Origin of the sequence: Huijunlia imazamoxiresistens (assembly GCF_037132455.1) — a bacterium.
Classification (GTDB): domain Bacteria; phylum Bacteroidota; class Bacteroidia; order Chitinophagales; family Chitinophagaceae; genus Flavisolibacter; species Flavisolibacter imazamoxiresistens.
Window position 1 is genome coordinate 18,883 of the sequence record NZ_JBBBEI010000001.1, and the last position, 25,028, is coordinate 43,910.

Annotated in this window: 15 protein-coding genes; 13 read left to right on the forward strand and 2 right to left on the reverse strand. The window is 61.4% G+C overall.

The genetic code is table 11. From position 1 onward, the window contains the following. Positions 1–80: 80 nt before the first annotated feature. The 3 genes from V9K67_RS00080 to V9K67_RS00090 all read left to right on the forward strand — a co-directional run bounded on the left by V9K67_RS00080 (position 81) and on the right by V9K67_RS00090 (position 5,585). Complete coding sequence (locus tag V9K67_RS00080; protein ID WP_336719153.1) at positions 81–4,208, forward strand: hybrid sensor histidine kinase/response regulator transcription factor; 4,128 nt, start codon at positions 81–83, stop codon at positions 4,206–4,208. A gap of 171 nt (positions 4,209–4,379) precedes the next feature. Then, positions 4,380–4,796 carry a response regulator gene (locus V9K67_RS00085; RefSeq protein WP_336719157.1) on the forward strand — a complete coding sequence of 139 codons (417 nt, stop codon included), beginning with the start codon at positions 4,380–4,382 and terminating at the stop codon, positions 4,794–4,796. A 372-nt stretch (positions 4,797–5,168) separates the two neighbouring features. Next, the gene (locus tag V9K67_RS00090) at positions 5,169–5,585 is read left to right on the forward strand and encodes a response regulator (protein ID WP_336719159.1); all 417 of its coding nucleotides are present in this window, start codon (positions 5,169–5,171) and stop codon (positions 5,583–5,585) included. Positions 5,586–5,621: 36 nt separating this feature from the next. Here V9K67_RS00090 and glmM read toward each other — a convergent pair whose 3' ends face one another. Continuing rightward, positions 5,622–7,019, reverse strand: a complete 1,398-nt coding sequence (glmM, locus tag V9K67_RS00095) for a phosphoglucosamine mutase (protein WP_336719162.1) — start codon at positions 7,017–7,019, stop codon at positions 5,622–5,624. Positions 7,020–7,025: 6 nt separating this feature from the next. Beyond that, the gene (locus V9K67_RS00100) at positions 7,026–8,348 is read right to left on the reverse strand and encodes a sugar MFS transporter (RefSeq protein ID WP_336719164.1); all 1,323 of its coding nucleotides are present in this window, start codon (positions 8,346–8,348) and stop codon (positions 7,026–7,028) included. Between the two features lie 191 nt (positions 8,349–8,539). Between V9K67_RS00100 and nagB the strand changes: the two genes are divergently transcribed. The 10 genes from nagB (at position 8,540) to V9K67_RS00150 (ending at position 24,989) form a co-directional block, all read left to right on the forward strand. Beyond that, positions 8,540–10,462 carry a glucosamine-6-phosphate deaminase gene (gene nagB / locus V9K67_RS00105; protein WP_336719166.1) on the forward strand — a complete coding sequence of 641 codons (1,923 nt, stop codon included), beginning with the start codon at positions 8,540–8,542 and terminating at the stop codon, positions 10,460–10,462. Positions 10,463–10,530: 68 nt separating this feature from the next. Further along, complete coding sequence (locus V9K67_RS00110) at positions 10,531–11,169, forward strand: carbohydrate-binding family 9-like protein (RefSeq protein ID WP_336719168.1); 639 nt, start codon at positions 10,531–10,533, stop codon at positions 11,167–11,169. 47 nt (positions 11,170–11,216) lie between these two features. Further along, positions 11,217–12,251 carry a LacI family DNA-binding transcriptional regulator gene (locus tag V9K67_RS00115; protein ID WP_336719172.1) on the forward strand — a complete coding sequence of 345 codons (1,035 nt, stop codon included), beginning with the start codon at positions 11,217–11,219 and terminating at the stop codon, positions 12,249–12,251. A 190-nt stretch (positions 12,252–12,441) separates the two neighbouring features. Then, positions 12,442–13,488 (forward strand): phosphotransferase enzyme family protein, encoded by a 1,047-nt coding sequence (locus tag V9K67_RS00120; protein ID WP_336719174.1) that lies wholly within the window; start codon positions 12,442–12,444, stop codon positions 13,486–13,488. 30 nt (positions 13,489–13,518) lie between these two features. Further along, a complete protein-coding gene (galE, locus tag V9K67_RS00125; RefSeq protein WP_336719177.1) occupies positions 13,519–14,586 on the forward strand; it encodes a UDP-glucose 4-epimerase GalE in 1,068 nt (355 codons plus the stop codon). Positions 14,587–14,844: 258 nt separating this feature from the next. Beyond that, the gene (locus tag V9K67_RS00130) at positions 14,845–17,976 is read left to right on the forward strand and encodes a SusC/RagA family TonB-linked outer membrane protein (RefSeq protein ID WP_336719178.1); all 3,132 of its coding nucleotides are present in this window, start codon (positions 14,845–14,847) and stop codon (positions 17,974–17,976) included. A 22-nt stretch (positions 17,977–17,998) separates the two neighbouring features. Further along, complete coding sequence (locus V9K67_RS00135) at positions 17,999–19,609, forward strand: RagB/SusD family nutrient uptake outer membrane protein (protein ID WP_336719181.1); 1,611 nt, start codon at positions 17,999–18,001, stop codon at positions 19,607–19,609. 50 nt (positions 19,610–19,659) lie between these two features. After that, positions 19,660–20,604 carry a DUF5017 domain-containing protein gene (locus V9K67_RS00140; RefSeq protein WP_336719183.1) on the forward strand — a complete coding sequence of 315 codons (945 nt, stop codon included), beginning with the start codon at positions 19,660–19,662 and terminating at the stop codon, positions 20,602–20,604. A gap of 16 nt (positions 20,605–20,620) precedes the next feature. Then, positions 20,621–22,744, forward strand: a complete 2,124-nt coding sequence (locus tag V9K67_RS00145; RefSeq protein WP_336719184.1) for a polysaccharide lyase 8 family protein — start codon at positions 20,621–20,623, stop codon at positions 22,742–22,744. A 31-nt stretch (positions 22,745–22,775) separates the two neighbouring features. Continuing rightward, positions 22,776–24,989 carry a BT3233 family polysaccharide utilization protein gene (locus V9K67_RS00150; RefSeq protein WP_336719185.1) on the forward strand — a complete coding sequence of 738 codons (2,214 nt, stop codon included), beginning with the start codon at positions 22,776–22,778 and terminating at the stop codon, positions 24,987–24,989. The last annotated feature ends 39 nt before the right edge of the window (positions 24,990–25,028 follow it).

Below are 25,028 nucleotides of genomic sequence, written 5' to 3' on the forward strand. Positions count from 1 at the left end.
TAACCTTGCAGTTTATGCGGCCGTTGGCCTATCTATACCACCTATGTTGCTGGCTGGCTTTTCTGCTGTTCCCTGGCTACTTGCCGGCTTCCGATGGCGGCATCCGCTACCTGGGCATCGAGCAGGGCCTGTCCAACAATTCCGTTCGCAGCATTCTTCAGGACCGAAACGGCTACCTGTGGTTCGGCACCTATAACGGCCTTTGCCGTTATGATGGGTATTCCTTCCGGCTGTTCTATAATGAGCCGGGTGATTCGCTTTCTCTTCCGAATAATCATGTGTATGCCCTGTACGAGGACCGGCAGCAAAACCTGTGGGCAGGCACCGACAAGGGCCTCGGTGTGTACCACAACCTGAGCGGCCGCTTCCGGCCGGTTTATTTTATTCCCGCCGGCCGGCAGCGACCCGAAAAGATAGGTATGCAGGTGCTGGTCCTGGACGCGGATACATCGGGCAACCTGTTTATCGGCACCAACGGCGCCGGGCTGCTGGTCCGCTACCGGGGAAAGGAAGTCGCCGAACAGTTGCCGGTGCTGGTGCATGGGAAACTTACCTCCAGCTATTTTTTCCGGTCCCTGAAAGTAGACCGGCGGCAACGGGTCTGGCTGGTGGTCAGCCAGCTGGGGTTATGCGTCTATGAGCCTGGAAGCCGGCAGCTGCGCCTGGTGAGTTCGGCCCTGACGGAAGCCTGGGACCTGGAAACGGACGGGCAGGAAACGGTCTGGATCGGTACCCGTAACGGCCTGTATACGTACCGGATCGCTACCAATACCCTGCAGCCCGCCTTCCCGCGGAGCGCCGGGGTACCGGCGTCCGATAATGTGCTCAGCCTGTGCCTGGACCGGCAGCACCAATTATGGATGGGTACGGCCGGCGAGGGCATCTTTGTGCAGGATACCCGCACCGGTGCGCTCCGCCATTTGGAGCCCGCCCTCCCCGGGCAGCAACCCGGGCGGGAAACCTTCACCTGCATTTTTGAGGATAAAGAAGGCCGGAAGTGGTTCGGCACCCTCAAAGGCGGCCTCCGCATCCTGGACCCCTTTCCATCCCCTTTCCGGACCATCGCCCACAACCCGCACCAGGCCAACAGCCTGGTCCATAATTTTGTCTCCGCCTTCCTGGAAGACCGGCAGGGGCGGTTGTGGATCGGAACCGATGGCGGGGGGCTCAGCATCTGGAACCGCCCGGCCCAAACTTTTTCCAACTACCAGCACCAGGAGGGGATTCCCGGTTCCCTGGGCAGCAACCTGGTGGTCGGCCTCTGCCAGGATTACCTGGGGGCGGTCTGGGTCACTACTTTCGGCGGCGACGTCAGCCGCTTCAACGAGACTACCCGTTCTTTTGAATCTTTCCCCTGCATCAACCCGGCCACCGGGGAGGCGGACAAAAACGTACGGTTGCTGTACGAAGACCGGGAAAAGAACCTCTGGGCCAACACCTACTGGCCGGGGCGGCTGTACCGCTTCAACCGCGCCCTCCACCGGTTTGAACTCTATAACCGGCAAACGGACCTTTCCAACCTGCTCACCCTGGCCGGGGACCGCTCCGGTACCCTCTGGGCCGGCAACAGCCACGCACTGATCCGCATTGATTCCGCCTACCGGCATACCCACTATGAAATCGGCACCGCCGTCCGGGACATTTATGAAGATAAAAAAGGCAACCTCTGGGTGGGGACGGAGGGCGGCGGCCTGCTGCGGTTCGACCGCCGGCATGGAAAGATCGACCGGCAGTATACCACCGCCAACGGGTTGTGTAACAATTCCGTGCTGAGGATCCTGGAAAACGGCATCGGCGACTTATGGCTCAGCACCTTTTATGGGCTTTCCCTGTTTGACCCTGCCAGCGGCACCTTTAAAAATTTTTACCAGGAGGACGGCCTGCAAAGCAACCAGTTCAGTTATGGGGCGGCGCTGCGCCTGCGCTCCGGCGAGCTGGCCTTCGGTGGCATCCGGGGCTTCAACCTGTTCCAGCCCGACAGCCTGCGGCTTAATAACAGCCAGGCCCCCCTGCTGATTACCGGCCTGCGCTACAACAACCAGCCGGTATGGGCCGGGAACCGGCTGGTGGCCCGGGTGCGGGGCGACCAGGTAGCAGCCCTCCGGCTGCCTGCCGGGGAAGCGGTGCTTTCCGTGGATTTTGCGGCGCTTAATTTTGCTTCTCCCCAACGGGTGCGGTACACCTACCGGTTGGAAGGCCATCAGCAGGAATGGACGGACCCGGGCAGAGAGCGCACGGCTCATTTTTCCAACCTGGCCCCGGGCCAGTATGTGCTGCGCATCAGGGCCACCCTGCCCAACGGCTCCTGGAACCCGGAGGAAATCCGCCTGCCGGTGGAGGTGGTGCCGCCCTGGTACCGGTCGTGGTGGGCGAACGCCTTGTACATCCTGCTTGCCGGAGTCGTCCTGCTCCTGTACCTGGGGTACCGGGCCTCCCGGCTGCGGCTGCAATACCAGGTGAAAGTAGCCCGGCTGCACACAGCTGCCGAGCAGGCGGAACGGGGGCGGCAGGAAGCCGAGCTGGCCCGGGAAAAGGCCGAACGGGAAACCGAAAAGGTTCGCTATGAAAAGGAAGAGGAAATCCGCGAAAAGCAATTTTCCTTCTTTACCCAGATCTCCCAGGAGTTTCGCACGCCGCTGACCCTGATCGCCAACCCCGTCAAGGCGTTGCTGGAGCAGGACCCGGAGCAACGGTGCGACCGGGAGCGGGCCGAGCTCACCACGGTCTACCGCAACGCCCGCCGCATGCTCAGCCTGGTGGAACAACTGCAGCTGTTCCGCAAGGCTGAAACCGGCCTGGACCGCCTGGCCGCCGCCCCCCTGGATCTCTGCCAGTTGAGCCGCGAGGTGTACCTCTGCTTTGTACAACAGGCCCAGGCCCGGAACATCGATTACCAGTTCGATTGTTCGGAACAACCCCTGGAAATCTATGCCGATGCGGCAAAGCTGGAGATCATTTTGTACAACCTCTTATCCAATGCGCTCCATTTTACACCCCAAGGCGGATCGGTGTCCCTGCGGATTACCGGGCAGGAGCGGGAGGTGGTGCTCGAAATACAGGACAGCGGTCCGGGCGTTCCCCCGGAAGTGGGCGACCGCCTGTTTGAAAAATATTTACATGCGCCCGAGGGGGTTGCCCGCGCCCCGCTGGGCCTGGGGATCGGCCTCTACCTGGTCCGGCATTTCACCGAACAGCACAAAGGCTCCGTTTCTTGCCGGAGCGGGGAAGGCACCGGCACCACCATAACGCTCCGGCTGTTGCGGGGAACGGCCCATTTCGACCCGGGCACGGTGCGGGAGCCCGGGGCGATGGCGCCCGGCTTGCTGGAAGAGCTGGCCTTCGAAGAGGGGGACCTGGAGGAGGTCCCGGCGGCGGGGGCGGCTCCGCTCGAAGAGGTCGTGGACTCCGTGATCACCGATAAGCCCACCTTGCTGGTGGTGAACGACGATCCCGAAATGCGGAAATACCTGCTGCGGCTGCTGCAGGACCGCTACCTCCTTTATGAGGCTGCCGGCGGAGAGGAAGGCCTGGTTGTGGCCCGGAAGCAGTTGCCCGACCTGGTCCTGACCGAGGTGCAATTGGAAGGTAACCGGGGCATCGACCTCTGCAAATCCCTCAAAGCAGACCCGGCCCTGCAGCATATACCGGTGATCCTGCTGACCGCCGATTCGGCACCGGAAACCCTGCTAAAGGGGGTGGAAGGCGGTGCCGATGCCTATGTCGCCAAGCCCTTCGACCGCGATTTCCTGCTGGCCCGCATCGCCAGCCTGCTGAAGGCCCGCACCTCGCTGCAGCAATACTTTTTGAACGAGGTCACGATGAGCCGCACCGACCAGAAGATCCCGGAAGAGTACCGGGAGTTTTTGGAACAATGCATCGAAACGGTGGAGCGCCACCTGGATGACGAGGAGTTCAGCGTCAAAACGCTGATGACCGAAATGGGCATGAGCCATTCCGCCCTCTATAAAAAGGTCAAATCCGTTTCCGGCCAGTCCGTTTCCTCCTTTATCCGCTTCATCCGCCTGCGCAAGGCCGCCGAACTCCTGATCACCACCGGGATGAACATCAGCGAAGCGGCCCGGTCGGTCGGTTTTTTGGAAATGAAATACTTCCGCAAACAGTTTTGTAAGCTGTTCGGGATGAATCCTTCGGATTACATCGCCAAGTACCGCCGGGTATTTTCGGATAAATACACGGTAAAAAAATAATAAGGGGTTCAAACCGGTATGAAGAAGGGGGGACAATTGTTTCTTTTCCCTTGTACCGATTTGGGCCCCTTATTTCGGCTGTAGCGTACCCTGTCCCCAAAGGGGAGCAGTCGACCTTGCACCTACAAACCGGGAACATCCGGTTGTGCACTCACCCTTAAATCTACAGCCATGTTTACCCATACCACTTATGCCAATGTTATGATCCTGGACCAGGACTTCGATGACCGCCAGTTTCTGCAGGAAGCGTTCCTGCATGTCGCTTCCGGGGTGCAACTGACCAGCCTTGCCCATGCCCGGGAGTTGTTCCCGGCCGTGCAGGCGCAGCGGGTGGACCTGATCATTATGGAGGCCCACCTGTTGACCGGCAGCAGCCTGGAATGCATCCGCCAATTAAAAGCCCATCCCTTATACCGGAATATCCCAATCATCCTGTGGAGTACCTCCTGCACCGAGCCCCTGGTGACCAAGGCCTATGCCGCCGGGCTGGAATTGTTTATCGAAAAGCCCTGGTCCATTTCCCAATTGGAAGAGATTATCGTCGGCATTCTGGACCGTTACCTGGAGCCTCAGCTGCAACGGGCGTAAAGCTGCTCCGTCGCCAAATCCTGCACCTGAACCCCTAACGGTACACCTGGTCCTATGCTACTGATCCTGTTACCCATATCCTGCGAAAAAACCTGCAACCCGCATCGTTACATAAGTAGATAAGTAAAGGTTGAGGCCGCCTGTTTTTACAGGGGGCCTTTTTCATGTGCCTGCACGCAACTTTATTCCGGCCGAAGGAAAAGGATATAAGCGGTACAAGCAGGTGGGGGTTAAGGGGGACAGCTGTATATTTCAGCCCGTACCAATATGAGCCCCATAATTCGGCTATTCCGTACCCCGGCCGGAAGCAGCGGCATACGAACTTGCACCCTAGGGAGCCCACCGGTTCCCGTTCATTCAAAACCTTTTGTTATGTTCTCCGAAAATAAACCATCCTACATTTTATTGCTGGAAGATGACCGGGACGACCAGTTGTTTTTTGAAGAAGCGCTGGGCCAGGTCGCTCTTACCACCCGGCTGATCAACATTACCCATAGTGACCAACTGTTCGCGGCCCTGCAGGCGCAACTGCCTGACCTGATCGTTATTGACCCGTGGTTAGGCCTGGGCAGCGGCCTGGAAAGCGTGCAGCAGTTGAAAGCCCACCCGCTGTACCGGCACATTCCCGTAATTATGTGGAGTACTTCCCGCCTGGAACCCGTCGTTTCCCAGGCCTATGCCGCCGGCATGGAACTGTTTTTCGAAAAGCCCTGTTCCCTTTCCCTGCTGGAAAGTATTCTCCTGGAAGTTTTCGACCGGTACCTGCCCTCCAAACGCCAGTGTGCCTAGCGCTTCCGCCTTTGCCCATGGTTTTTTCAGGTTCACCTAGGGCAATTGGCTCCTTTGAGGGAGCTGCCTTACCTGCTCCAAGGCGTGATGGGCCAGGGCTTCCGCTTCTTCCGCCGAAGGAGCTTCGGTATAGACCCGGATGATGGGCTCGGTATTGGAGCTGCGCAGGTGGATCCAGCTGCCGGGCAGGTCGATTTTCAGGCCGTCGGCGGTGTTGCGGGGTACGTCCCCGTAGTGCGCTTCCAGGGCGGCCAGCAATTGGGGCACGTTCGTATCCGGGGACAGCTCCAGTTTTTTCTTCGCCATGAAATAGCCGGGGAATTTTTGCCGGAAAGCGGAAAGGGAGCCGCCCTCCCGGGCCAGGGCGCTGAGAAAAAGGGCGGTGCCTGCCAGGGCGTCGCGGCCGTAGTGCAGGTCGGGCACGATGATGCCGCCGTTGCCTTCGCCGCCGATGACGGCCTGCACTTCCTTCATTTTTTGCACCACGTTCACCTCGCCCACCGCCGAGGCAAAATAAGCGCCTCCATGGCGGAGGGTAACGTCCTTCAGGGCGCGGGTGCTGCTCAGGTTGCTGACCGTGTTGCCCGGGCGGTGCCCCAGGATGTAGTCGGCCACGGCCACCAGCGTGTACTCTTCGCCAAAGAGGCTGCCGTCCTCGCACACAAAGCACAGGCGGTCCACGTCGGGGTCCACGGCGATGCCCAGGTGGGCGCCGTGCCGGCTTACGGCCGAGCACAGCTGCTCCAGGTGCTGGGGCAGGGGCTCGGGGTCATGGGCGAACTGGCCGGTGATGGCTTCGTTGATGACGACCACGTTGGCCACGCCCAGGGCTTTCAGCAGGGGCGGCAGGGCCAGGGCGCCGGTGGAGTTCACGGCATCCACCACCACCGTAAAGGCCTTTTGCCGGATAGCGGCGGTGTCCACCAGGGGATACTGCAGCAGGCTGTCGATATGCCGGCGGATATAGCCGCCGTTGGCGCTATAACGGCCCAGCCGGGTGACGGGGGCGAAGTCGAAATTTTCCTGCCGGGCTTTTTCCAGGATATAGGCGCCGTCTTCGGCGCTGAGGAACTCGCCCTTGCCGTTCAGCAGTTTCAGGGCGTTCCACTGGGCCGGGTTATGGCTGGCGGTCAGGATGATGCCGCCGTTGGCCGCTTCCCATACCACCGCCATTTCCACGGTGGGGGTGGTGGACAGGCCGGCATCAACCACATCGATGCCCATGGCCAGCAGGGTGCTGGCGGTGAGCTGGCTCACCAGGCTGCCGCTGATGCGGCCGTCGCGGCCGATGACCACTTTGCGGCCTTGGTGCTTTTCCTGCAGCCAGGTGGCATAGGCCGCTGTGAATTTTACGATGTCCAGGGGGGTAAGGTTCTCGCCCGGCCGGCCCCCGATGGTGCCCCGGATGCCGGAGATGCTTTTGATCAATGACATAAAGGATTAAGAAGAAAGGGATGAATAAACGGGTTTGGTTTGCGGTTGAGCCCCGGCCGGGGCCGCCTTGCCGGCCGCATGGCCTTTGAGGGCATAGTACAGGATGTACCCGTAGCAGGGCAGCAGGCACAGCTGGAAGGAGGCCTGGTTGGAAAAAATGCCCTTGTCCTTCAAAGCGGTATAAAGCAGGGGCAGCAGGGCGCCGCCGGCAATGCCCATCACCAGCAGGGCCGAGCCGGTTTTGGTAAACCTTCCCAGGCCGCTGATGGCCAGCGGGAAAATGGCGGGCCACATCAGGGCGTTGGCCAGTCCCAGCAGGGCAATGAAGGTGATGGCGGTATAGCCTTCGCTGAAATAAACGCCCAGGCTGAACGCCAGGCCCAGCACGGCCGACAGGGCCAGGGCCGCCGGCTGCGACAGGTAGCGGGGGATGGCGAAAATGCCCCCCACATAGCCGGCCAGCATGGCCACCAGCGTAAAGGAGGTGAAATATTTCGTCTGGTCCAGCGGCATGCCCAGCTCCTTGCCGTACACGCCGATGGCGTCGCCCGCCAGCACTTCCACGCCCACGTATAAAAACAGGCAGAGCACGCCCAGCACCAGGTGCGGAAACTGCAACACGCTGGTTTTTCCCGCGGCGGCCGCCGGGGCGGTTTCTTCTTTTTCCAGTTCAATTTCCGGCAGCGACGACCGTTGGATCATCAGGGCCAGCAGCAGCAATACCACCGCCATGACTACATAAGGAGGGACTACCCGGGAGGCCAGCTGCTGCAGCAGCGCTTCTTTTGCCTGCGGCGCCGTGGCGGCGGCCAACTGGTCCTGCACGGCGCCGGCGCCTTTCAGCACCAGCACGCCCAGCACGATGGGGCTGAGGATGCCGGCGATCTTGCTGCAGATGCCCATGAGGCTGATGCGGCGGGCGGCGCTTTCCAGGGGGCCGATGATAGAGATATAGGGGTTGCTGGCCGTTTGCAGCAGGGCCAGCCCGGCGCCCTGCACGAACAGGCCGGTGAGGAACAGGCCGAAGCTGCGGGCGTTGGCGGCGGGGATGAAGACCAGCGAGCCGGCGGCCATCACCAGCAGGCCGAGGGCCATGCCGTTGCGGAAGCCGGTTTTTTGTAAAATAAGCGAAGAGGGCAGGGCCAGGAAGAAATAGGCCATGTAAAAGGCAAAGGTCACCAGGATGGCCTGGATGTCGTTTTCCAGCTGGCAGGCCAGCTTCAGGAAGGGGATCAGGGTACCGTTCAGCCAGGTGACAAAGCCAAACACAAAGAACAGGATCCCGATGATCACGATCGCGTAGTTGTTGTTTTTCGGGGGTACTTTCATAATGGAGCCGTTGATTTTCGGCACAAGGTAGGGCGGAGTTTCGTCCCTTTTTCCGCCGGGGGCGCACAAACGATTGCACGAATTTCCGGGAGCACCGGGGCAAAAATGCACAACCGTTTGCACGGTTTCCGCACCGTTTTGCGGCCTAAGTTTGGGAAGTCAATCCCAACCTCTCCTCAAAAATTCCTGTTATGATCACCGAAGTCCTGATACCCAGTAAGCTGGTATCCTACGAAAAGATCCCCACCAGCATCCATGCCTCGGAGCAGCAGGCCTGCCGGGCGGTGGCCGAAGAAATGGCCCGCCTCATCCGCGCCAGACAGGCCGCAGGCGCCCCGGCCGTGCTGGGCCTGGCTACCGGCTCCACGCCCAAAAAGGTCTATGCCGAGCTGATCCGCATGCACCGCGAAGAAAATTTGAGCTTTCACAACGTCGTGGCCTTCAACCTCGACGAATATTACCCCATCGCCCCGGGCGCCCTGCAAAGCTATAAGCGGTTCATGGACGAAAACCTGTTTTGCCATATCGACATTCCCCCCGCGAACTGTTTCATTCCTTCCGGCGACTGCCCCCAGGAGCTGGTGAAGCTGCAGGGCGAGGAGTACGACCGCCGCATCGAGTCTTATGGCGGCCTCGACTTCCAGCTGCTGGGCATCGGCCGCAACGGCCATATCGGCTTCAACGAACCCGGCTCGCACGTCGGTTCCCCCACCCGCCTGATCACCCTCGACCCTATCACCCGCTTCGACGCGGCCTACGAGTTCGGCGGCATGGCCAACGTGCCCCGCAAGGCCATCACCATGGGGGTGGGCACCATCCTGAAGGCCAAACGCATCGTATTGCTGGCCTGGGGCGAACGCAAGGCCGGCATCATCAAGCAGGCCGTGGAAGGACCCGTAACCGAATTCGTGCCGGCTTCCTACCTGCAGGGCCACGGCAACGTGGAATTCGTGCTCGACCAGGCCGCCGCCGCCGCCCTCACCCGCTGCAAAACCCCCTGGCTCACCGACGAAGTGGTGTGGAACCGCCACATGATCAAAAAGGCCGTGACCCACCTGGCGCTGGCCACCGGCAAACCCATCCTGAAGCTGACCAACAACGACTATAACGAGAACGGCCTGAGCGACCTGCTGGCACTCTACGGCAAGGCCTACGACATCAACATCGAGGTATTCAACTGGCTGCAGCAGACCATCACCGGCTGGCCCGGCGGCAAACCCGGCGCCGACGATACCCTGCGCCCCGAACGGGCCACCCCCGCCCGCAAGCGGGTGCTGCTCTTCAGCCCGCACCCCGACGACGACATCATTTCCATGGGCGGCACCTTCCAGCGCCTGGTGGACCAGGGCCACGAAGTGCACGTGGCCTACCAGACCTCCGGCAACATCGCCGTGGCCGATGACGAAGCCTTCCGCTTTATCGAGTTCGTGCAGGACTACAACCGCCGCTTCGGCATCCACAGCCCCGAGGCCGACGCTATTTACCAGGATGCCCGGGCGTTCCTGCTGCAAAAAAAGAACGGGGAAAAGGATACCGAAGCCCTGCGCTGGGTAAAAGGCCTCATCCGCCGCGGCGAGGCCCGCAATACCTGCCGGTTCGTGGGCGTGCCCGGGGCGCAGGTGCACCACATGGACCTGCCCTTCTACGAGACCGGCACCATCGAGAAAAAGCCCATCGGCGAGGAGGATATCGCCCGCATCATGGAGCTGATCGAGCGGGTGCAACCGCACCAGGTGTATGCCGCCGGCGACCTGGCCGACCCGCACGGCACCCACAAGGTGTGCCTGGACGGCATCTTCGAAGCCATGAAGCGCCTCAAAGGAAAAGCATTCATGCAGGATTGCTGGCTGTGGCTGTACAAAGGCGCCTGGGCCGAATGGGAGATCGACCTCATTGAAATGGCCGTGCCCATGAGCCCCGACCAGGTGCTGAAAAAGCGCCACGGCATCTTCAAGCACCAGTCGCAGAAAGACGGCGTGGTGTTCCAGGGCAGCGACAGCCGCGAGTTCTGGCAGCGGGCCGAGGACCGCAACAAGGCCACGGCCGACCTGTACAACAAGTTGGGCCTGGCGGAATACGAGGCGATGGAAGCCTTCGTGCGCTGGCACTACTAATTGCCATGAGGAACGCCTGCCGGTTCGCCGGCAGGTTATTTTTACCAACCAACTGAATTACAAAAACAATGAAAGAGCTGAACGTCACTTTTTTCGACCAGCTATCCTACCCCGACGAAATGGACCGGGTGGCGGCCTGCCTCGACGGGACCGGCCGCCATGCCCTGGCCGAACGGCCCTGGCCGGCCTTTCCCTACCAGCCGGAGGTGGCGTTTTCCCTGGGGCATTCGGGCGATTGTATCTTCATCAAATATGTGGTCACCGAAGCCTGCATCCGGGCGGTGCACAGCCAACCCAATGCGCCGGTGTACCAGGATTCCTGCGTGGAGTTCTTTATCGCCTTCGACGAGGGCGGCTACTACAACTTCGAGTTCAACTGCATCGGCACCTGCCTGGCGGGTTTCGGGCCCTCGAAGACGGAGCGGGAAGCCCTGCCCGAAGAAGTGCTGGCCCGGATCCGCTACCAGGCGCTCCTCCGCAACGGGGCCGCCGGCGAAGGGATCCGCTGGGAGCTGACGGTGGCCCTGCCCCTGGAAGTGTTTACCCGCCACCCCCTGGAGGCGTTGGGCGGGCGGGCGGTACGGGCCAACTTTTACAAGTGCGGCGACCACCTGCCCCGGCCGCATTTCGTGGCCTGGAGCCCGATTCGTACCGAAGCGCCGGATTTTCACCGGCCGGAATTCTTTGGAAGCCTGCGCTTTGCCTGATTTCATTTAAAAAAATCATCACTTTGCACGTACATAAACGGACTGCCATGGACCAGAAGCTGCCGACCATCAAGGAAATCGCCCGCAGGCTGAACGTATCGGTTTCCACGGTTTCGCGGGCGCTGAGCGACCACCCCCGCATCGGGCTGCGCACGAAGCAGCGGGTGAAGGAGCTGGCGCAGGAGCTGCAGTACGAGCCCAATGCCCAGGCCATCTTTTTCAAGCAGAAAAAAACCTACGTCATCGGCGTGATCCTGCCCTACATCCGGGAAGAGTTTTTTTCCGAAGCCATCAGCGGCATCGAAACCGCCGCCATGGCGCACGAATACACCATCCTGTTCGGCCAGAGCTTTGACGACCCCGGGCGCGAGAAAAAGGTGGTGGACGCCATGCGCAAGCAGCGCATCGACGGCCTGATCATCTCGCTTTCGAAGCACACCCACCAGTTCGACCACCTCCAAACGCTGGAACAGCGGGCGATCCCCGTGGTGTATTTCGACCGGGTGCCGCCCTTTGAAAAGGCGCATAAGGTGTACTGCAATTTATTCCAGGGAACGGTGGACCTGATCAACTGGCTGTTCGGCCGGGGGCTGCGGCGCATCGCCCTGCTCAACGGCCCGGACAAGCTGCCGGCCAGCAAGGAGCGGCTAAAGGGGTATATCGAAGGCATTTCGCGTAAAAAGCTGAAGGTGGACATGCAGCTGGTGCAGAATACCGACCTGTCGAAGGAGGGTACCCGCGAGGCGGTGCACCGCCTGCTCTCGCTGAAGCAACGCCCCAATGCCCTCATTTCGTTTAACGATTACGTGCATATGGACGCCGTTCAGTACGCCGCCCAGCAGGGCATCGCCATCAACCGCGACCTGGCCTTCGTCAGCTATGCCAACCTGCCCATCACCGCCTATACCGCCCACCCGCCCCTGGTGTCGATGGAGCAGTATCCCTACGGCCAGGGTGAAAAGGCCATGGAGCTGATGATCCGCATCCTGGCGGAAAAAGCGTCCGGCCAGCCGGTGCAGGAGGTGTTTTACCAGGAAGAAGTGCCCGCCACGCTGGTGATGCACCAAAGCAGCTTTCTGTAAGCGTTCCGGGGTTTTTTGTGCACTCGTTTGCACATGCATCATCCGGATTCCCGTGCTAATATTGTGGGGCGGTTCCGGAAGCAGGCCCCATTCTAAAAACAACGTCCTGCCGGCCCGGCGCCCTTCAGGCGTTCCCATACGGGACCCCGATTTTTTAACGCATTTTACCCAACGAAAACTCCTAACACTTATGTCCACCGCTGTATTGTCGGCTTATGGATTTAAAGCAGCAGAAACGGAAGCCGTGCCCTTTGGTAGCGGCCTGATCAACCATACCTGGAAACTGCGCCATGCCGGCGCCGACTATATCCTGCAACGGGTCAACCAAAACGTATTCCCTTATCCCGACCACATCGCCGATAATATCCGGGCGGTAGCCGGTTACCTGGAGCGGCACCACCCCGGCTACCTGTTCCCGGCGCCCCTGCGGACCCCCGATGGCCGCGACCTGGTACAGGTCGAGGACGAAGGCTATTTCCGGCTGTTTGCCTTTGTACCCGGCGCGCAGGCCCGCACGGTAGTGGAAGGGCCGGAGCCGGCCTTTGAAGCCGCCGCCCAGTTTGGCCAGTTCACCCGCCTGCTGTCGGGCTTTGACGTGCGGCGCCTGCAGCCTACCCTGCCCCACTTCCACGACCTGTCGCTGCGGTTCCGCCAGTTGGTAACGGCTGTGGAAAACAGCGACGGCGAACGCCTGGCCGAATCCCGCGACGAGATCAGCTACCTGGTCTCCCTGTCCGCCCTGGTCCGCCAATTCGAACGCCTGCGCACCCATAATGCCTTCCGCCTGCGGGTGACCCACCACGACACCAAGATCAGCAACGTGCTCTTCGATGCGGCGGGCAAGGGCCTGTGCGTGGTGGACCTGGACACGGTGATGCCGGGCTACTTTTTCAGCGATGTGGGCGACATGATGCGGACCTACCTGTCACCCGTAAGCGAAGAAGAGCAGGACTTCGACCGCATCGAAGTGCGCGACGAGGTGTACCAGGCCATCATCGCGGGCTACTGCAGCCACATGAAGGACGAACTGGCCCCGGAGGAAAAGGCCCACCTGTTCTTTTCCGGCAAGTTCATGGTCTTTATGCAGGCGCTCCGCTTCCTCACCGACCACCTGAATAAGGATAGTTACTACGGCGCCCGCTATCCCGGCCATAACCTGGTGCGGGCTCGCAACCAGGTGACGCTGCTGCGCCGCCTGATCGAAAAAGAACGCCCTTTGTCCGCCTTCCGGGGCTAATACATCCAATAAAACAGAAAACCAAAAAACATGAAAGAGCAAACCGTTATGGTCACCGGGGGCCTGGGCTACATCGGCTCCCATACCGTGGTGGAATTGCAGCAGAAAGGCAGTACCGTGGTGATCGTGGACAACCTGAGCAATTCCGAGGCATTTATATTGGACCGGATCGAAGCGATCACGTCGGTGCGCCCCGTTTTTTACCGGGCCGATGCCGGCGATGCCGCTACGCTGCGCCGCATTTTCCAGCGGCACCGCCCCGAAGTGGTGATCCATTTCGCGGCCCACAAGTCGGTGGGCGAGTCGGTGGCGCAGCCCCTGAACTATTTCCGCAACAACCTTGGTTCGCTGCTCGGCGTGCTGGAGGCCATGGAGGCCGGCGGCACCTCGAAGCTGATCTTTTCTTCCTCCGCCACGGTTTACGGCCAGCCCGGCGCGCTGCCCCTCACCGAGACTTCACCCTTCCGCCCGGCCCTGTCGGCCTATGGCAGCACCAAGCAGATGGGAGAGGAGGTGCTGGAAAAGGTGTGCGCCGCCGGCGGCATCCGCTCCATCTCACTGCGTTATTTCAACCCGGTGGGGGCGCACCCCTCGGCGCTGATCGGCGAGCTGCCCCGCGGCATTCCCAACAACCTGTTTCCCTACGTGACCCAGACCGGCATCGGCAAGTTGCCGCAACTGACGGTGCATGGCGCAGACTACGACACCGCCGACGGCTCCTGCCTCCGCGACTACATCCACGTGGTGGACCTGGCCCGCGCCCACGTACGGGCCTGCGAGCGCCTGCTGGAAGGCAGCGGCCCCGCCGGCAATGAGGTGTTCAATATCGGTACCGGCAGGGGCACGACGGTGCTGGAGGTGATCCGGGCGTTTGAGCAGTGCGCCGGCCGGCCGCTGAACTACCGCATCGGGCCCCGCCGCCCGGGCGATGCCGCCGCCGTTTACGCCGATACGCAACGGGCCCGCCAGGTGCTGGGCTGGCAGGCGGGGCACCAGCTCCCCGACATGATCCGCTCGGCCTGGAAATGGGAACAGGCCCTGGCGGCAAAGCAGCCGGAAGCGGAAGGGGCCGCTAAAGAAACAGGGCTGTTTTCCTAATGGCCCCTTCAGCTATTTTTCCCCCTAAACAGATACGATTGTCTCCCTTGAAATTGCTGAGTTCTTGGCACTTTTACTTCGGGAGATCACCCATGGTTTCCCGGGCGGAACGTAAGGAGGAGCAGCCATCAGGCAGGGCCAATTTCCCTTAGTTCCTTAAAAAATCAAACAGGCCGCCTGTTCTCCCGGGGACAGGCACGGGGTCCTTTTGCCTGGGGACAAACGGTTTCAACTAAAAAACTACACAATCCAGATTACATGAAAAGAAGATTGCTTGCTTCGATGATGGTCTTTGGCAGCCTTGTGGGCGCCGCTCAGAAGACCACGATCAGTGGGAAGGTGACCGGCCCCAACGGGGAGCCCCTGCAGGGCGTGTCGGTGACCGTCAAAGGCGGCACCGCCGGTACCACCACCAACGAAAAAGGGGTATACATCCTGCCGGTAACCGGCAAGGGCGTGTTCCTTGTCTTTTCCTCCTCGGGCTACGGCCAGCGGGAAATTTCCGCCGGCAACAACTTTACCATTAACGTGGCGCTCCAGGAAAAGGTCACGGAAGCGGAAGAAGTGGTGGTGGTCGGTTACGGCACCGTGAAGCGCAAGGACGTGACCGGCTCCGTGGGCAAGATCAACATGGCCGAAATGAGCAAGGCCCCCGTGCGCTCCTTCGACGAGGCGCTGGCCGGCAGGGTGGCGGGCGTGCAGGTGACCTCCTCCGACGGGCAGCCGGGCTCGGCCACCAATATCGTCATCCGGGGCGCCAACTCCCTGACCTCGAGCAACGCACCGCTCTACGTCATCGACGGTTTCCAGGTGGAAAATCCCAACAGCAACGCGATCAACCCCAGCGATATTGAATCCATCGAAGTGCTGAAGGACGCCTCCGCCACCGCCATCTTCGGCGCCCGCGGCGCCAACGGCGTCATCCTCATCACCACCAAAAAAGGAAAGGAAGGCCCCCCGGTGGTTTCTTTTACCGGCACGTACGGCCTGCAGAACAACATCCGGACCATGGAGATGATGAGCCCATACGAGTTTGTCAAGTACCAGCTCGAGGTCGATACCACCGCCGTGTCCAACAGCATGTACCCCAGCCCCCGGCAGGTGTACCTGGCCAACGGCAAATCCCTGGAAGAATACCGGCAGGCCAAGGAAATCGACTGGCAGGAACTGGTGCTGCGGCAGGCGCCCATGTCCAATTACAACCTCTCCATCACCGGCGGCAACAAGCAGACCAAATACGCCCTTTCCGGCTCCCTGCTCGACCAGCAGGGCACCCTGGTCAACTCGGGCTACAAACGCTACCAGGGCCGGATCGTGCTCGACCAGAACATTAACACCCGGCTGAAGGTCGGCATCAACACCAACTTCAGCAACCTGGTGCAGTCCGGCGTCAGCCCCTCCCAGACCTCCTATTCGGCCATGAACAACATCATGGTATCGGTTTGGGGCGGACGGCCCGTTTCGCCCAACGTGACCAGCGGCATGGAAGACCTGCTGTTCGACCCCAGCATCGACCCCGCCAACGATTACCGCGTGAACCCCGCCGTGAACCTGAAAAACCTGGTGCGGGACAACATTACCCGCAACCTGACCGCCAACGCCTACGCGGAATACCTCATCCTGCCCCGCCTGAAATTGCGCGTGACCGGCGGCTACATGGACAACCAGTTGCGCCAGGAGCAATTCAACAACTCCCTCACCCAGTACGGCAACCTGCGGCAGCCCAACGGCGTCAACGGCTCGCTGACCTTCCAGCAGTCCTCCTCCTGGCTGAACGAGAATACCCTGGCCTGGGATACGAAGATCAACGACCATAGCCTCAACCTCCTGGGCGGCTTTACGCTCCAGGGTGATAAATCTTCGCGCTACGGCATGTCGGCCATCCAGCTGCCGAACGAAAAGCTGGGCATTAGCGGACTGGACGAAGGCGTGCTCCAGCCCCTGACCGCTACCAGTTCGCTCTCTTCCATGTCCTCCTTCCTGGGCCGGATGAACTATTCCTACAAATCCAAATACCTGCTGACGGCCTCCTTCCGCGCCGACGGCTCCTCCCGGTTCAGCGAAGCCCACCACTGGAGCTTTTTCCCCTCCGCGGCCCTGTCGTGGCGGTTTAAGAGCGAAGATTTTTTGAAAAACCTGGACGTGCTGAGTGACGGCAAGCTGCGCCTGAGCTACGGCCATACCGGCAACAACCGCGTGGGCGACTTCTCCTACCTGACGGCCTTTGGCCTGCCCATCGGCAACAACTATGTCTTCAACAACAGCTACGTCGCCGGCATCGTGCCGACGGGACTGGGCAACAAAAACCTGAAGTGGGAAACCACCCAACAGGCCAACCTCGGCCTCGACCTGGGCTTTTTCAACCAGCGGCTGACCCTGGGGGTGGACGCCTACCAGAAAAAGACCGTCGACCTGCTGCTCTATGCCTCCCTGCCCCCTTCGGTGGGTTACGACAAGGCATATAAAAATATCGGCAGCGTGCAGAACCGGGGCCTGGAGCTGACCCTGGGGACCGTCAACGTCACGGGCCGCGATTTCTCGTGGAACACCGGCTTCAACATTTCCTTTAACCGCAGCAAGGTGCTGGCCCTGGCGGAAAATGAAGAATCCCTGAAAAGTACCGTTGCCTGGGACCAGGGCTGGCAGAACACTTCGGCTTATATTGCCAAGCTGGGCATGCCCATGGGCCTGATGTACGGCTACATCTGGGACGGCGTGTACCAGTACGCCGATTTCGACCGCACGGCCTCGGGCGGCTATATCCTGAAGGACAACGTACCCACCAACGGCAATACCCGCAACCTGATCCAGCCCGGCGACATCCGGTACCGCGATCTTACGGGTGACGGCGTGGTGAATGCCTCCGACTATACCGTCATCGGCCGCGGCCTGCCCGTGCATACCGGCGGCTTCACCAACAACTTTTCCTACAAGGGCTTTGACCTGAACGTGTTCTTCCAGTGGTCGTACGGCAATGACCTGTACAACGCCAACCGCCTTATGTTCGACGGCAACGCCATGGCCCGGGCCAACATGAACCAGTTCGCCTCCTATGCCCACCGCTGGACGCCCGAAAACACCCAATCCACTATTTTCCGGACCAAAGGGTATTACGGCGGCGGCTATTCTTCCTTCATTGTGGAGGACGGCTCCTACCTGCGCCTGAAAACCGTGTCCCTGGGGTACAACGTAGCGCCTAAGATCCTGAAGCACGCGAAAATAAAGTCCCTGCGGGCCTATGTGTCGGCGCAGAACCTGCTGACCTGGACGAACTATTCCGGCATGGACCCCGAAGTGAACGCGTATAATTCGGCCCTCACCCCCGGCTTCGACTTCTCTACCTATCCCCGGGCCCGCACCACCACCCTGGGCGTAAACCTTTCCTTCTAATCCATAAAAACCATTTGACAACATGAAACGTTCTCTTTACATATCCCTGCTGGTGGCCTCGGCCCTGGGTTATACCGGTTGCCAGAAGTTCCTGAACACGGAGCCCACCGATACCCTGACCACCCAGGACTATTACGATTCCGAAACCAAGCTGACCGGCGCCCTGGCCGGCGTGTACGATATCATCGGCTCGGCCTACCTGTACGGCGATTACCTGTTTTCCGAGATCGGCGCCAGCACCGACGAAGGGTTTTATGCCCGTTCCGGGACCACCACCGGCATCATGGTCAACAACTTCGATTTTACCAACGACCGCGTCCGGGGCCTCTGGGCCGATTGTTACCGGGGCATCGACCGGGCCAACAACCTGCTGGCCAACAGCCACCTGGCCAAAATGGAGGATAAGAAGCGCCAGGCGATCGTGGGCGAAGCCCAGTTCCTCCGCGGCTACTACTACTTCCTGCTGGCTACTTATTTCGGCGGCGTGCCGCTGCGGCTGACGCCCACCACCACGCCCGAGAACCCTTCCCAGGCGCGCGCCTCGGTAAAAGAGGTGTATGACCAGATCCTGAAGGATATGACCGAGGCCGAAGGCAAGGTGGCCCCCTCCTCGGCCATCGGCTACGCCAGCCGCGTGTCGAAGACCGTGGTGCAGGGCGTGCTGGCAAGGGTATGCCTCCATATGGCCGGTTATCCCCTGCAGGATAAAAGCAAGTATGCCGACGCCCTGGCCTGGGCAAAAAAAGTAAAGGAGTCGGGGGAACACGCCCTGCTGACCAGCTTTGACGCCAGCCTGACCAACAGCGCCTACAGCCAGATCTTCATCAACCATGCCCGCGACGTGTACGAGGTGAAGGAAAGCATGTGGGAAGCCGACTTCAAGGGCAACCGCACCGACGGCTATACCGAAACCGGCCGCGTGGGCAATACCATCGGCATTACCATGACCTCCACCACCTTCATGGCGGATACCGGCTACAGCTACGGGTTCATCAAAGGCACCGGCAAGCTGTATAACCTGTACGGCGCCGGCGACCTGCGCCGCGACTGGGTGCTGACCACCTACACCTACAACGCCACCACCGGCGCCCGGGTGCCCATTGCCGCCGGCACCAATGCCTATGGCCGCGATGCCGCCAAGTGGCGCCGTTCCTTTGAGGTGGTGAAGCCCAAGAACCAGAACCATTCGCCCATCAATTACCCCATCCTGCGCTATTCCGACGTGCTGCTGATGCTGGCCGAGGCCGACAACCAGGCCAATAACGGCCCTTCCGCCGAGGCCTATGAAGCCGTCAACCAGGTGCGGCGGCGGGCCTACGGGCTGCCCCTGGGCACCGCCAGCGCCACCGCCGACCTGGCGGCCGGCCTGACGAAAGACCAGTTCCAGCAGGCCATCGAGGACGAACGCGCCCGCGAGCTTTGCTTCGAGAGCCTGCGCCGCCAGGACCTGGTGCGCTGGGGCAAGCTGGTGCAGGTGATGAATGCCACCGGGGCCGATATGGCCACCAACGGCGGCGGCAGCGCTTATGGCGCCCTTGGCGGACGGAACATATCCCAAAAGCACCTGTTGTTCCCCATCCCCTCCAGTGAAATGGCCCTGAACAAAGCAATGATCCAAAACCCGGGCTGGTAATCAGCCTCCATCCTCCTTCAGAATAACGATTCACGATCAATACAACTTTTATGCGCATCAACCCTATACTTGTTGCAGCTACACTGGTTTCCCTGGGCCTGGCGTCCTGTGCCAAACAAATGGAGCTGAAATCCCTTTCCTTTGAAGTGGCCGCCGACAGTGCCTCCTACAATGCCGGCAGCACCACCAACTTTACCTTTTCGGGCAACCCCGACTACCTCACTTTTTTCTCGGGCGAGCCGGGCAGGAACTACGCCTTCAAAGACCGGGTGCAGGCCGCCGGTACGCCGGTGCTGAACTTCAAGTCGGCCCTGAATGCCGGGGCGCAGCCCGGGTCGCTGGCCCTGCTGGTGTCCACGGACTTCGCCGGCGGCGTGAACGCCACCTCCGATCCCGCGGCCCTGGCGGCCGCCACCTGGACCGACATCACCAACCGGGCCACCCTGGCTGCGAATGGCACGGCCGTCTCTTCGGGCAACATCGACCTGTCGGAATTCGCGGCCGCGGGCAAGCCGGTGTACATCGCCTTTAAATACAAGGCCGACGCCGGTTCCATCCAGAACAAGTGGACGCTGACCAGCCTGTCGCTCCGCAACAACCTGGCGGACGGTTCTTCCTTCGCCATCGATTCGATGCCTACACTGACCACGGTAGTGAATTACGGCAATACCGGCACGATGCCGGGCTGGGCGGGCAAAACCGTCGCCAACAGCTACAACTGGGCCCTGGCCGCCGCCAGCATGACCATCACCGGCGCCGCCACCGCCGCCGCCGCCACCGCCCCGGCCGAGGCCTGGGCCATCACCGGACCGGTAGACCTGAAAAAAGTAACGCCGGACGCAGGGGTAGTGGTGAAGTCGATGGCGGATTTCAAACCCAACTACCTTTACAACTATGCGAAGCCCGGTGCCTACCCGGCCGTATTCGTGGCGTCCAATGCCAATATAGAAAAGGGTGAATCGGTTACCCGCAGCCTGACCATTACCGTGAAATAATCCCAGAACCCTTACCATGAAACCAGGCAGAAGAAAACAACAATGGTGGCTGGCGGCCGTTTGCTCGCTGGGGGCGCTGCTGCCCCTGGCCGCCGGGGCACAAGCCTATCCCTACGATACCCTCATGAACCGGGTAAGGCGGCAGGTGCTGCTGTCGCCCGCTGCCGGCGACAGCCGGGTGGACGGCTGGCTGTACAGCCAGCAGCCCGACGGCAGCTGGACCGACGTGGCCTACGGGGATTCGTCGGGAGTGAACTGGAAGCCGGCGGAACACCTGGCCCGCCTGCGGGTGCTGGCGGCCCACTACCTGGCGGGAACCGGCAACGGGGCCCGGCAGCAGGAACTCCATGCCGCTATCGCAAAGGGGCTGGCCTGCTGGTTCCAGAAAGACCCGCAAAGCCACAACTGGTGGCACAACGAGATCGCCACCCCCCAGGCCCTGGGCGAGCTGCTGATCCAGCTGCGGGGCGGCCGCCAGCCGCTGCCCGCCGGCCTGCAGGATTCGCTGCTGCGGCGGATGAACCGGGGCGACATGCGGAAACAAACCGGCGCCAATAAGACCGACGTGGCCCTGCATTGCTTTTACCGCGCCCTGCTCACCGAAAACAACGTCCTGCTGAAAGAAGCGGTGGACCAGCTGTTCTCGGTCATCGGCATTCATTATCAAAAAGAAGGTATCCAGCCGGATGATAGCTACCTGCAGCACGGCCCCCAGCTCCATATTTCCAGCTACGGCGGTGTATTCCTCGACGGCGTGCTGCCCATGGCCAACTATGTCAAAGGAACGCCCTATGCGCTGGACGCCCCCAAGCTGGAGCTCCTTTCGCGCTATTACCGGGAAACCTACCTGCGCACCATCCGGGGCGGCTACATCGACTTTAACGTGGAAGGCCGCGGCATCAGCCGCAAGGGCATCCTGCACAAAAAGGGCGAAAAAGCCCGCCTGGAGCTGATGGCGGCGCTCGACCGCACCCATGCCCGCGACTGGAAAGCGGCCGCCCTTCGCACCGGCGGCGCCACCCTGCCCGGTTACAAAATACAACCCTACCACCGGCATTTCTGGTGCGGCGACTACACCCTGCACCAGCGCCCGGCTTATTCGTTCAACATCCGGCTGGCCAGCACCCGCACCCGCCGCACGGAAGCCGGCAACGACGAAAACCTCCTGGGCCGCTACCTTTCCGACGGCTCCACCAACATCCAGGGAAGGGGCGGCGAATATTTCAACATCCTGCCCGTATGGGAGTGGGACAAGGTACCGGGCATCACCATGCGCGATTATGCCGCCGACCGGCCTACCGGCACCGCCTGGGGCGAACCGGGCAGCACCGCCTTTGCGGGCGGCGTTTCGGACGGCGTCTACGGGGCCACCGGCTTCGAGCTGGACCACGACAGCGTAACGGCGAAAAAAGCCTGGTTCCTCTTCGACAAGGAAGTGGTCTGCCTGGGCGCCGGCATCAGCAGCCCCGCCCCGGAACCCATCACCACCACGGTCAACCAGTGCTGGCGGAACGGCGAAGTCGCCACTTCCGCTGCCTTCGGCGGTTTGATAAAGGGTGCCTCCTGGGTGCTGCACGACGGCACCGGGTATTATTTCCCGCAGGGCGGGCAGCTACGGCTCACCACCGGCAGCCAGGAAGGCAGCTGGCAGCGCATCAACCGCGCGCAGCCAAAGGAAACCGTAAAGGGCGATGTCTTCAAGCTGTGGCTCGACCACGGCGCCCGGCCGGCCAACGCGGACTATGCCTATATCGTGCTGCCCGGCATTTCCAGCGCCCGGAAGCTGCGGGCATTCGATGCCTCGTTGCTGCAGGTGCTGGCCAATACCCCCGGTGTGCAGGCGGTGTACCACCAGCAGCTGGATATGCTGCAGGCCGTGTTCTACCGGCCCGGTTCGGTGCGTACCCCCACCCTGGAGGTTACGGTCGACAAGCCCTGCGTGCTGCTGGTGAAAAATACCCGTTCCGGCGAACGCAGCCTGCAGGTGGCCGACCCCACGCAGCGGGAAGCTTCGGTAAAGATCACGGTGAAGGACAACCGTTCCGGCAGTGACGAAAGCCGGGACGTCGCCCTTCCGCAAAACGGGCTGGCCGGCTCCTCCGCTTCCTGGCCCGCAGGCCCCGGGCCGGCCGCCCCCTAAATATTTGTTTCACTCATTCGTATGCTGCAAGATGAAAAAATCATTGATCCGGGGACTGCTGGCCGCCGCCTGCATTCAGGGCGCCTACGCCCAGGCCCCGATAGCCCCCAAAGAAGTTTTTACCCAAACCCAAAAGGTGGCCGACTGGCAGTTGAAGGTGCTGCAGGCCTCCAAAGAATGGAAGTACCCGTCCACGGACTGGACCAACGCCGCCTATTATACCGGTGAAATGGCCTGGGCGCGCCTGTCGCGTGAAAGCAAGCACCTGCAGTTCCTCAAACAGGTGGGCGAGGACAACCACTGGAAAGGAGGTCCCGAGCGCTTCTTCGCCGACGACTACTGCATCGGCCAGACCTATGCCGAGCTGTTCCAGCTGTTCCGGGACTCCGCCATGATCCGCGAAATGATGGCCATCGGCAACGACCTCATCGCCCGGCCGCATACCGAGTCGCTGGAATGGAACTTTGCCGGCGGCCTGCACAACCGCGAATGGGCCTGGTGCGACGCCCTGTACATGGGCCCGCCCATGCTGGCCTGCCTGGCCACCGCCACCGGTGAGCGCCGGTACCTCGACATTGCCAATAAGCTGTGGTGGCGCACCGCCGATTATCTCTACGATCCCTCCGAACAGCTGTTCTTCCGCGACAGCCGCTTTTTTACCCAAAAGGAAAAGAACGGCCGGAAAGTCTTCTGGGGACGCGGCAACGGCTGGGTGATCGCCGCCACCACCCGCATGCTGGACAACATGCAGGCTAACTACCCCGACCGCCCGAAATACGAAAAGCTGTTCGGCCAGCTGGCCCGGCGCCTCGCTGCGCTGCAGCAGCCCGACGGCACCTGGCACGCCAGCCTGCTCGACCCGGCCAGTTATCCCGTGAAGGAAACCAGCGGCACCGCCTTTTTCGTCTATGCCTTCAGTTGGGGCGTCAACCACGGCCTGCTGGACTACGCGACCTATTTCCCCGTCATCCGCAAAGGCTGGGAAGCCCTGAACGCCTGCGTGCATCCCGACGGCAAACTGGGATTCGTGCAGGTGCCGGGCGCTGCGCCCGAAAAGGTGACCTTCGAGGATACCGAAGTGTACGGCGTGGGCGCTTACCTGCTGGCCGGAACCGAGCTGTACCGGATGATGGTGCAACGGGAAAAGGCGCCGCTGAAAGTGGAGGCCCGCAACCCCACCGCGCTGGACCGGGCCGAAGAACTGATCGAATTGCCCATAGCGAAGATCCGCGCCGCCGGGGTGGATCCCCGGAAAGCCGTGGTGATCGATGTGCGGACAGGCAAGGAACTGCCCTCCCAGCTGGTGTACAAGGGGGCCAAAGCGCCCCGGGCGCTGGTGTTCCCCGGCGGCCTGGGCGGCGGCGGCAGGGCCTGGTTTTTTATCGAGGCGCGGGAGCATGAGGCTTACCGGCCCCGCACCTTCGGGCGCCTGGTGCCCGAGCGCAAGGACGATTTCGCCTGGGAGAACGACAAGGTGGCCTTCCGCATGTACGGCCCGGCCCTGCAGGCTTCGGGCGAGGTCAGCAGCGGCATCGACGTCTGGGCCAAGCGCACCCGCGAGCTGGTGATCAACAGGTGGTACCAAGCGGACGACTACCACAAGGACCAAGGCGAAGGCCTGGATTTCTACGGGGTGGGCAAGACCCTGGGCGCCGGCGGCATCGCCCCCCTGGTTCAAAACCAGTTAGCGCCTTCCCAAAACTTTATTTCCTGTAAGGTCCTGGACAACGGCCCGCTGCGCACCACCTTCCAGCTGCATTATGCCCCCTGGAAAGCCGGAGGCCACACCATCAGCGAGGTGAAGACCATCACCCTGGATGCCGGCAGCTACCTGAACAAAGTGGAAGTAGCGTATAAAACGAAGGCCGCTTCCTTGCCCGTGGCGGTGGGCATCGCCCAGCTGCCCGGGCAGGGCGCCCCCTGGAGCGACGTGGTGGGGAAGGAGAGCGGCCTGCTGGCCTACCGCCATCCCGCCGATCCGGCGCATGGCGTGCTCATGGCCGGGGCTATCGTTCCCGGGGCCTGCACACCGCGGCAGCTGCCGCTGGCGGAAGCGGACCACTACCAGCATACGGGGCACGCGGTGCTGACCACCACCTATACGAAAGACCGGCCCTTTACCTATTTCCAGGGCGCCGCCTGGGATAAGGAAGGCGGTATCCAAAGCTTCGAATCCTGGCAACTTTATTTGCAGCAAAAACGTGCGGCCCTGCAGCAGCCCCTGCTCGTCACCCTGCTGAATTGACCGGGCGTGGGCGCCACTTTTTTCGATTCAGTTTCATTC

What these genes read in the sequence shown, in the direction of transcription:
- V9K67_RS00085 (WP_336719157.1), top strand. Translation starts at nt 4,380, where the DNA reads ATGTTTACCCATACCACTTATGCCAATGTTATGATCCTGGACCAGGAC.
- V9K67_RS00090 (WP_336719159.1), top strand. Translation starts at nt 5,169, where the DNA reads ATGTTCTCCGAAAATAAACCATCCTACATTTTATTGCTGGAAGATGAC.
- glmM (WP_336719162.1), bottom strand. Translation starts at nt 7,019, where the DNA reads ATGTCATTGATCAAAAGCATCTCCGGCATCCGGGGCACCATCGGGGGC.
- V9K67_RS00100 (WP_336719164.1), bottom strand. Translation starts at nt 8,348, where the DNA reads ATGAAAGTACCCCCGAAAAACAACAACTACGCGATCGTGATCATCGGG.
- nagB (WP_336719166.1), top strand. Translation starts at nt 8,540, where the DNA reads ATGATCACCGAAGTCCTGATACCCAGTAAGCTGGTATCCTACGAAAAG.
- V9K67_RS00110 (WP_336719168.1), top strand. Translation starts at nt 10,531, where the DNA reads ATGAAAGAGCTGAACGTCACTTTTTTCGACCAGCTATCCTACCCCGAC.
- V9K67_RS00115 (WP_336719172.1), top strand. Translation starts at nt 11,217, where the DNA reads ATGGACCAGAAGCTGCCGACCATCAAGGAAATCGCCCGCAGGCTGAAC.
- V9K67_RS00120 (WP_336719174.1), top strand. Translation starts at nt 12,442, where the DNA reads ATGTCCACCGCTGTATTGTCGGCTTATGGATTTAAAGCAGCAGAAACG.
- galE (WP_336719177.1), top strand. Translation starts at nt 13,519, where the DNA reads ATGAAAGAGCAAACCGTTATGGTCACCGGGGGCCTGGGCTACATCGGC.
- V9K67_RS00130 (WP_336719178.1), top strand. Translation starts at nt 14,845, where the DNA reads ATGAAAAGAAGATTGCTTGCTTCGATGATGGTCTTTGGCAGCCTTGTG.
- V9K67_RS00135 (WP_336719181.1), top strand. Translation starts at nt 17,999, where the DNA reads ATGAAACGTTCTCTTTACATATCCCTGCTGGTGGCCTCGGCCCTGGGT.
- V9K67_RS00140 (WP_336719183.1), top strand. Translation starts at nt 19,660, where the DNA reads ATGCGCATCAACCCTATACTTGTTGCAGCTACACTGGTTTCCCTGGGC.
- V9K67_RS00145 (WP_336719184.1), top strand. Translation starts at nt 20,621, where the DNA reads ATGAAACCAGGCAGAAGAAAACAACAATGGTGGCTGGCGGCCGTTTGC.
- V9K67_RS00150 (WP_336719185.1), top strand. Translation starts at nt 22,776, where the DNA reads ATGAAAAAATCATTGATCCGGGGACTGCTGGCCGCCGCCTGCATTCAG.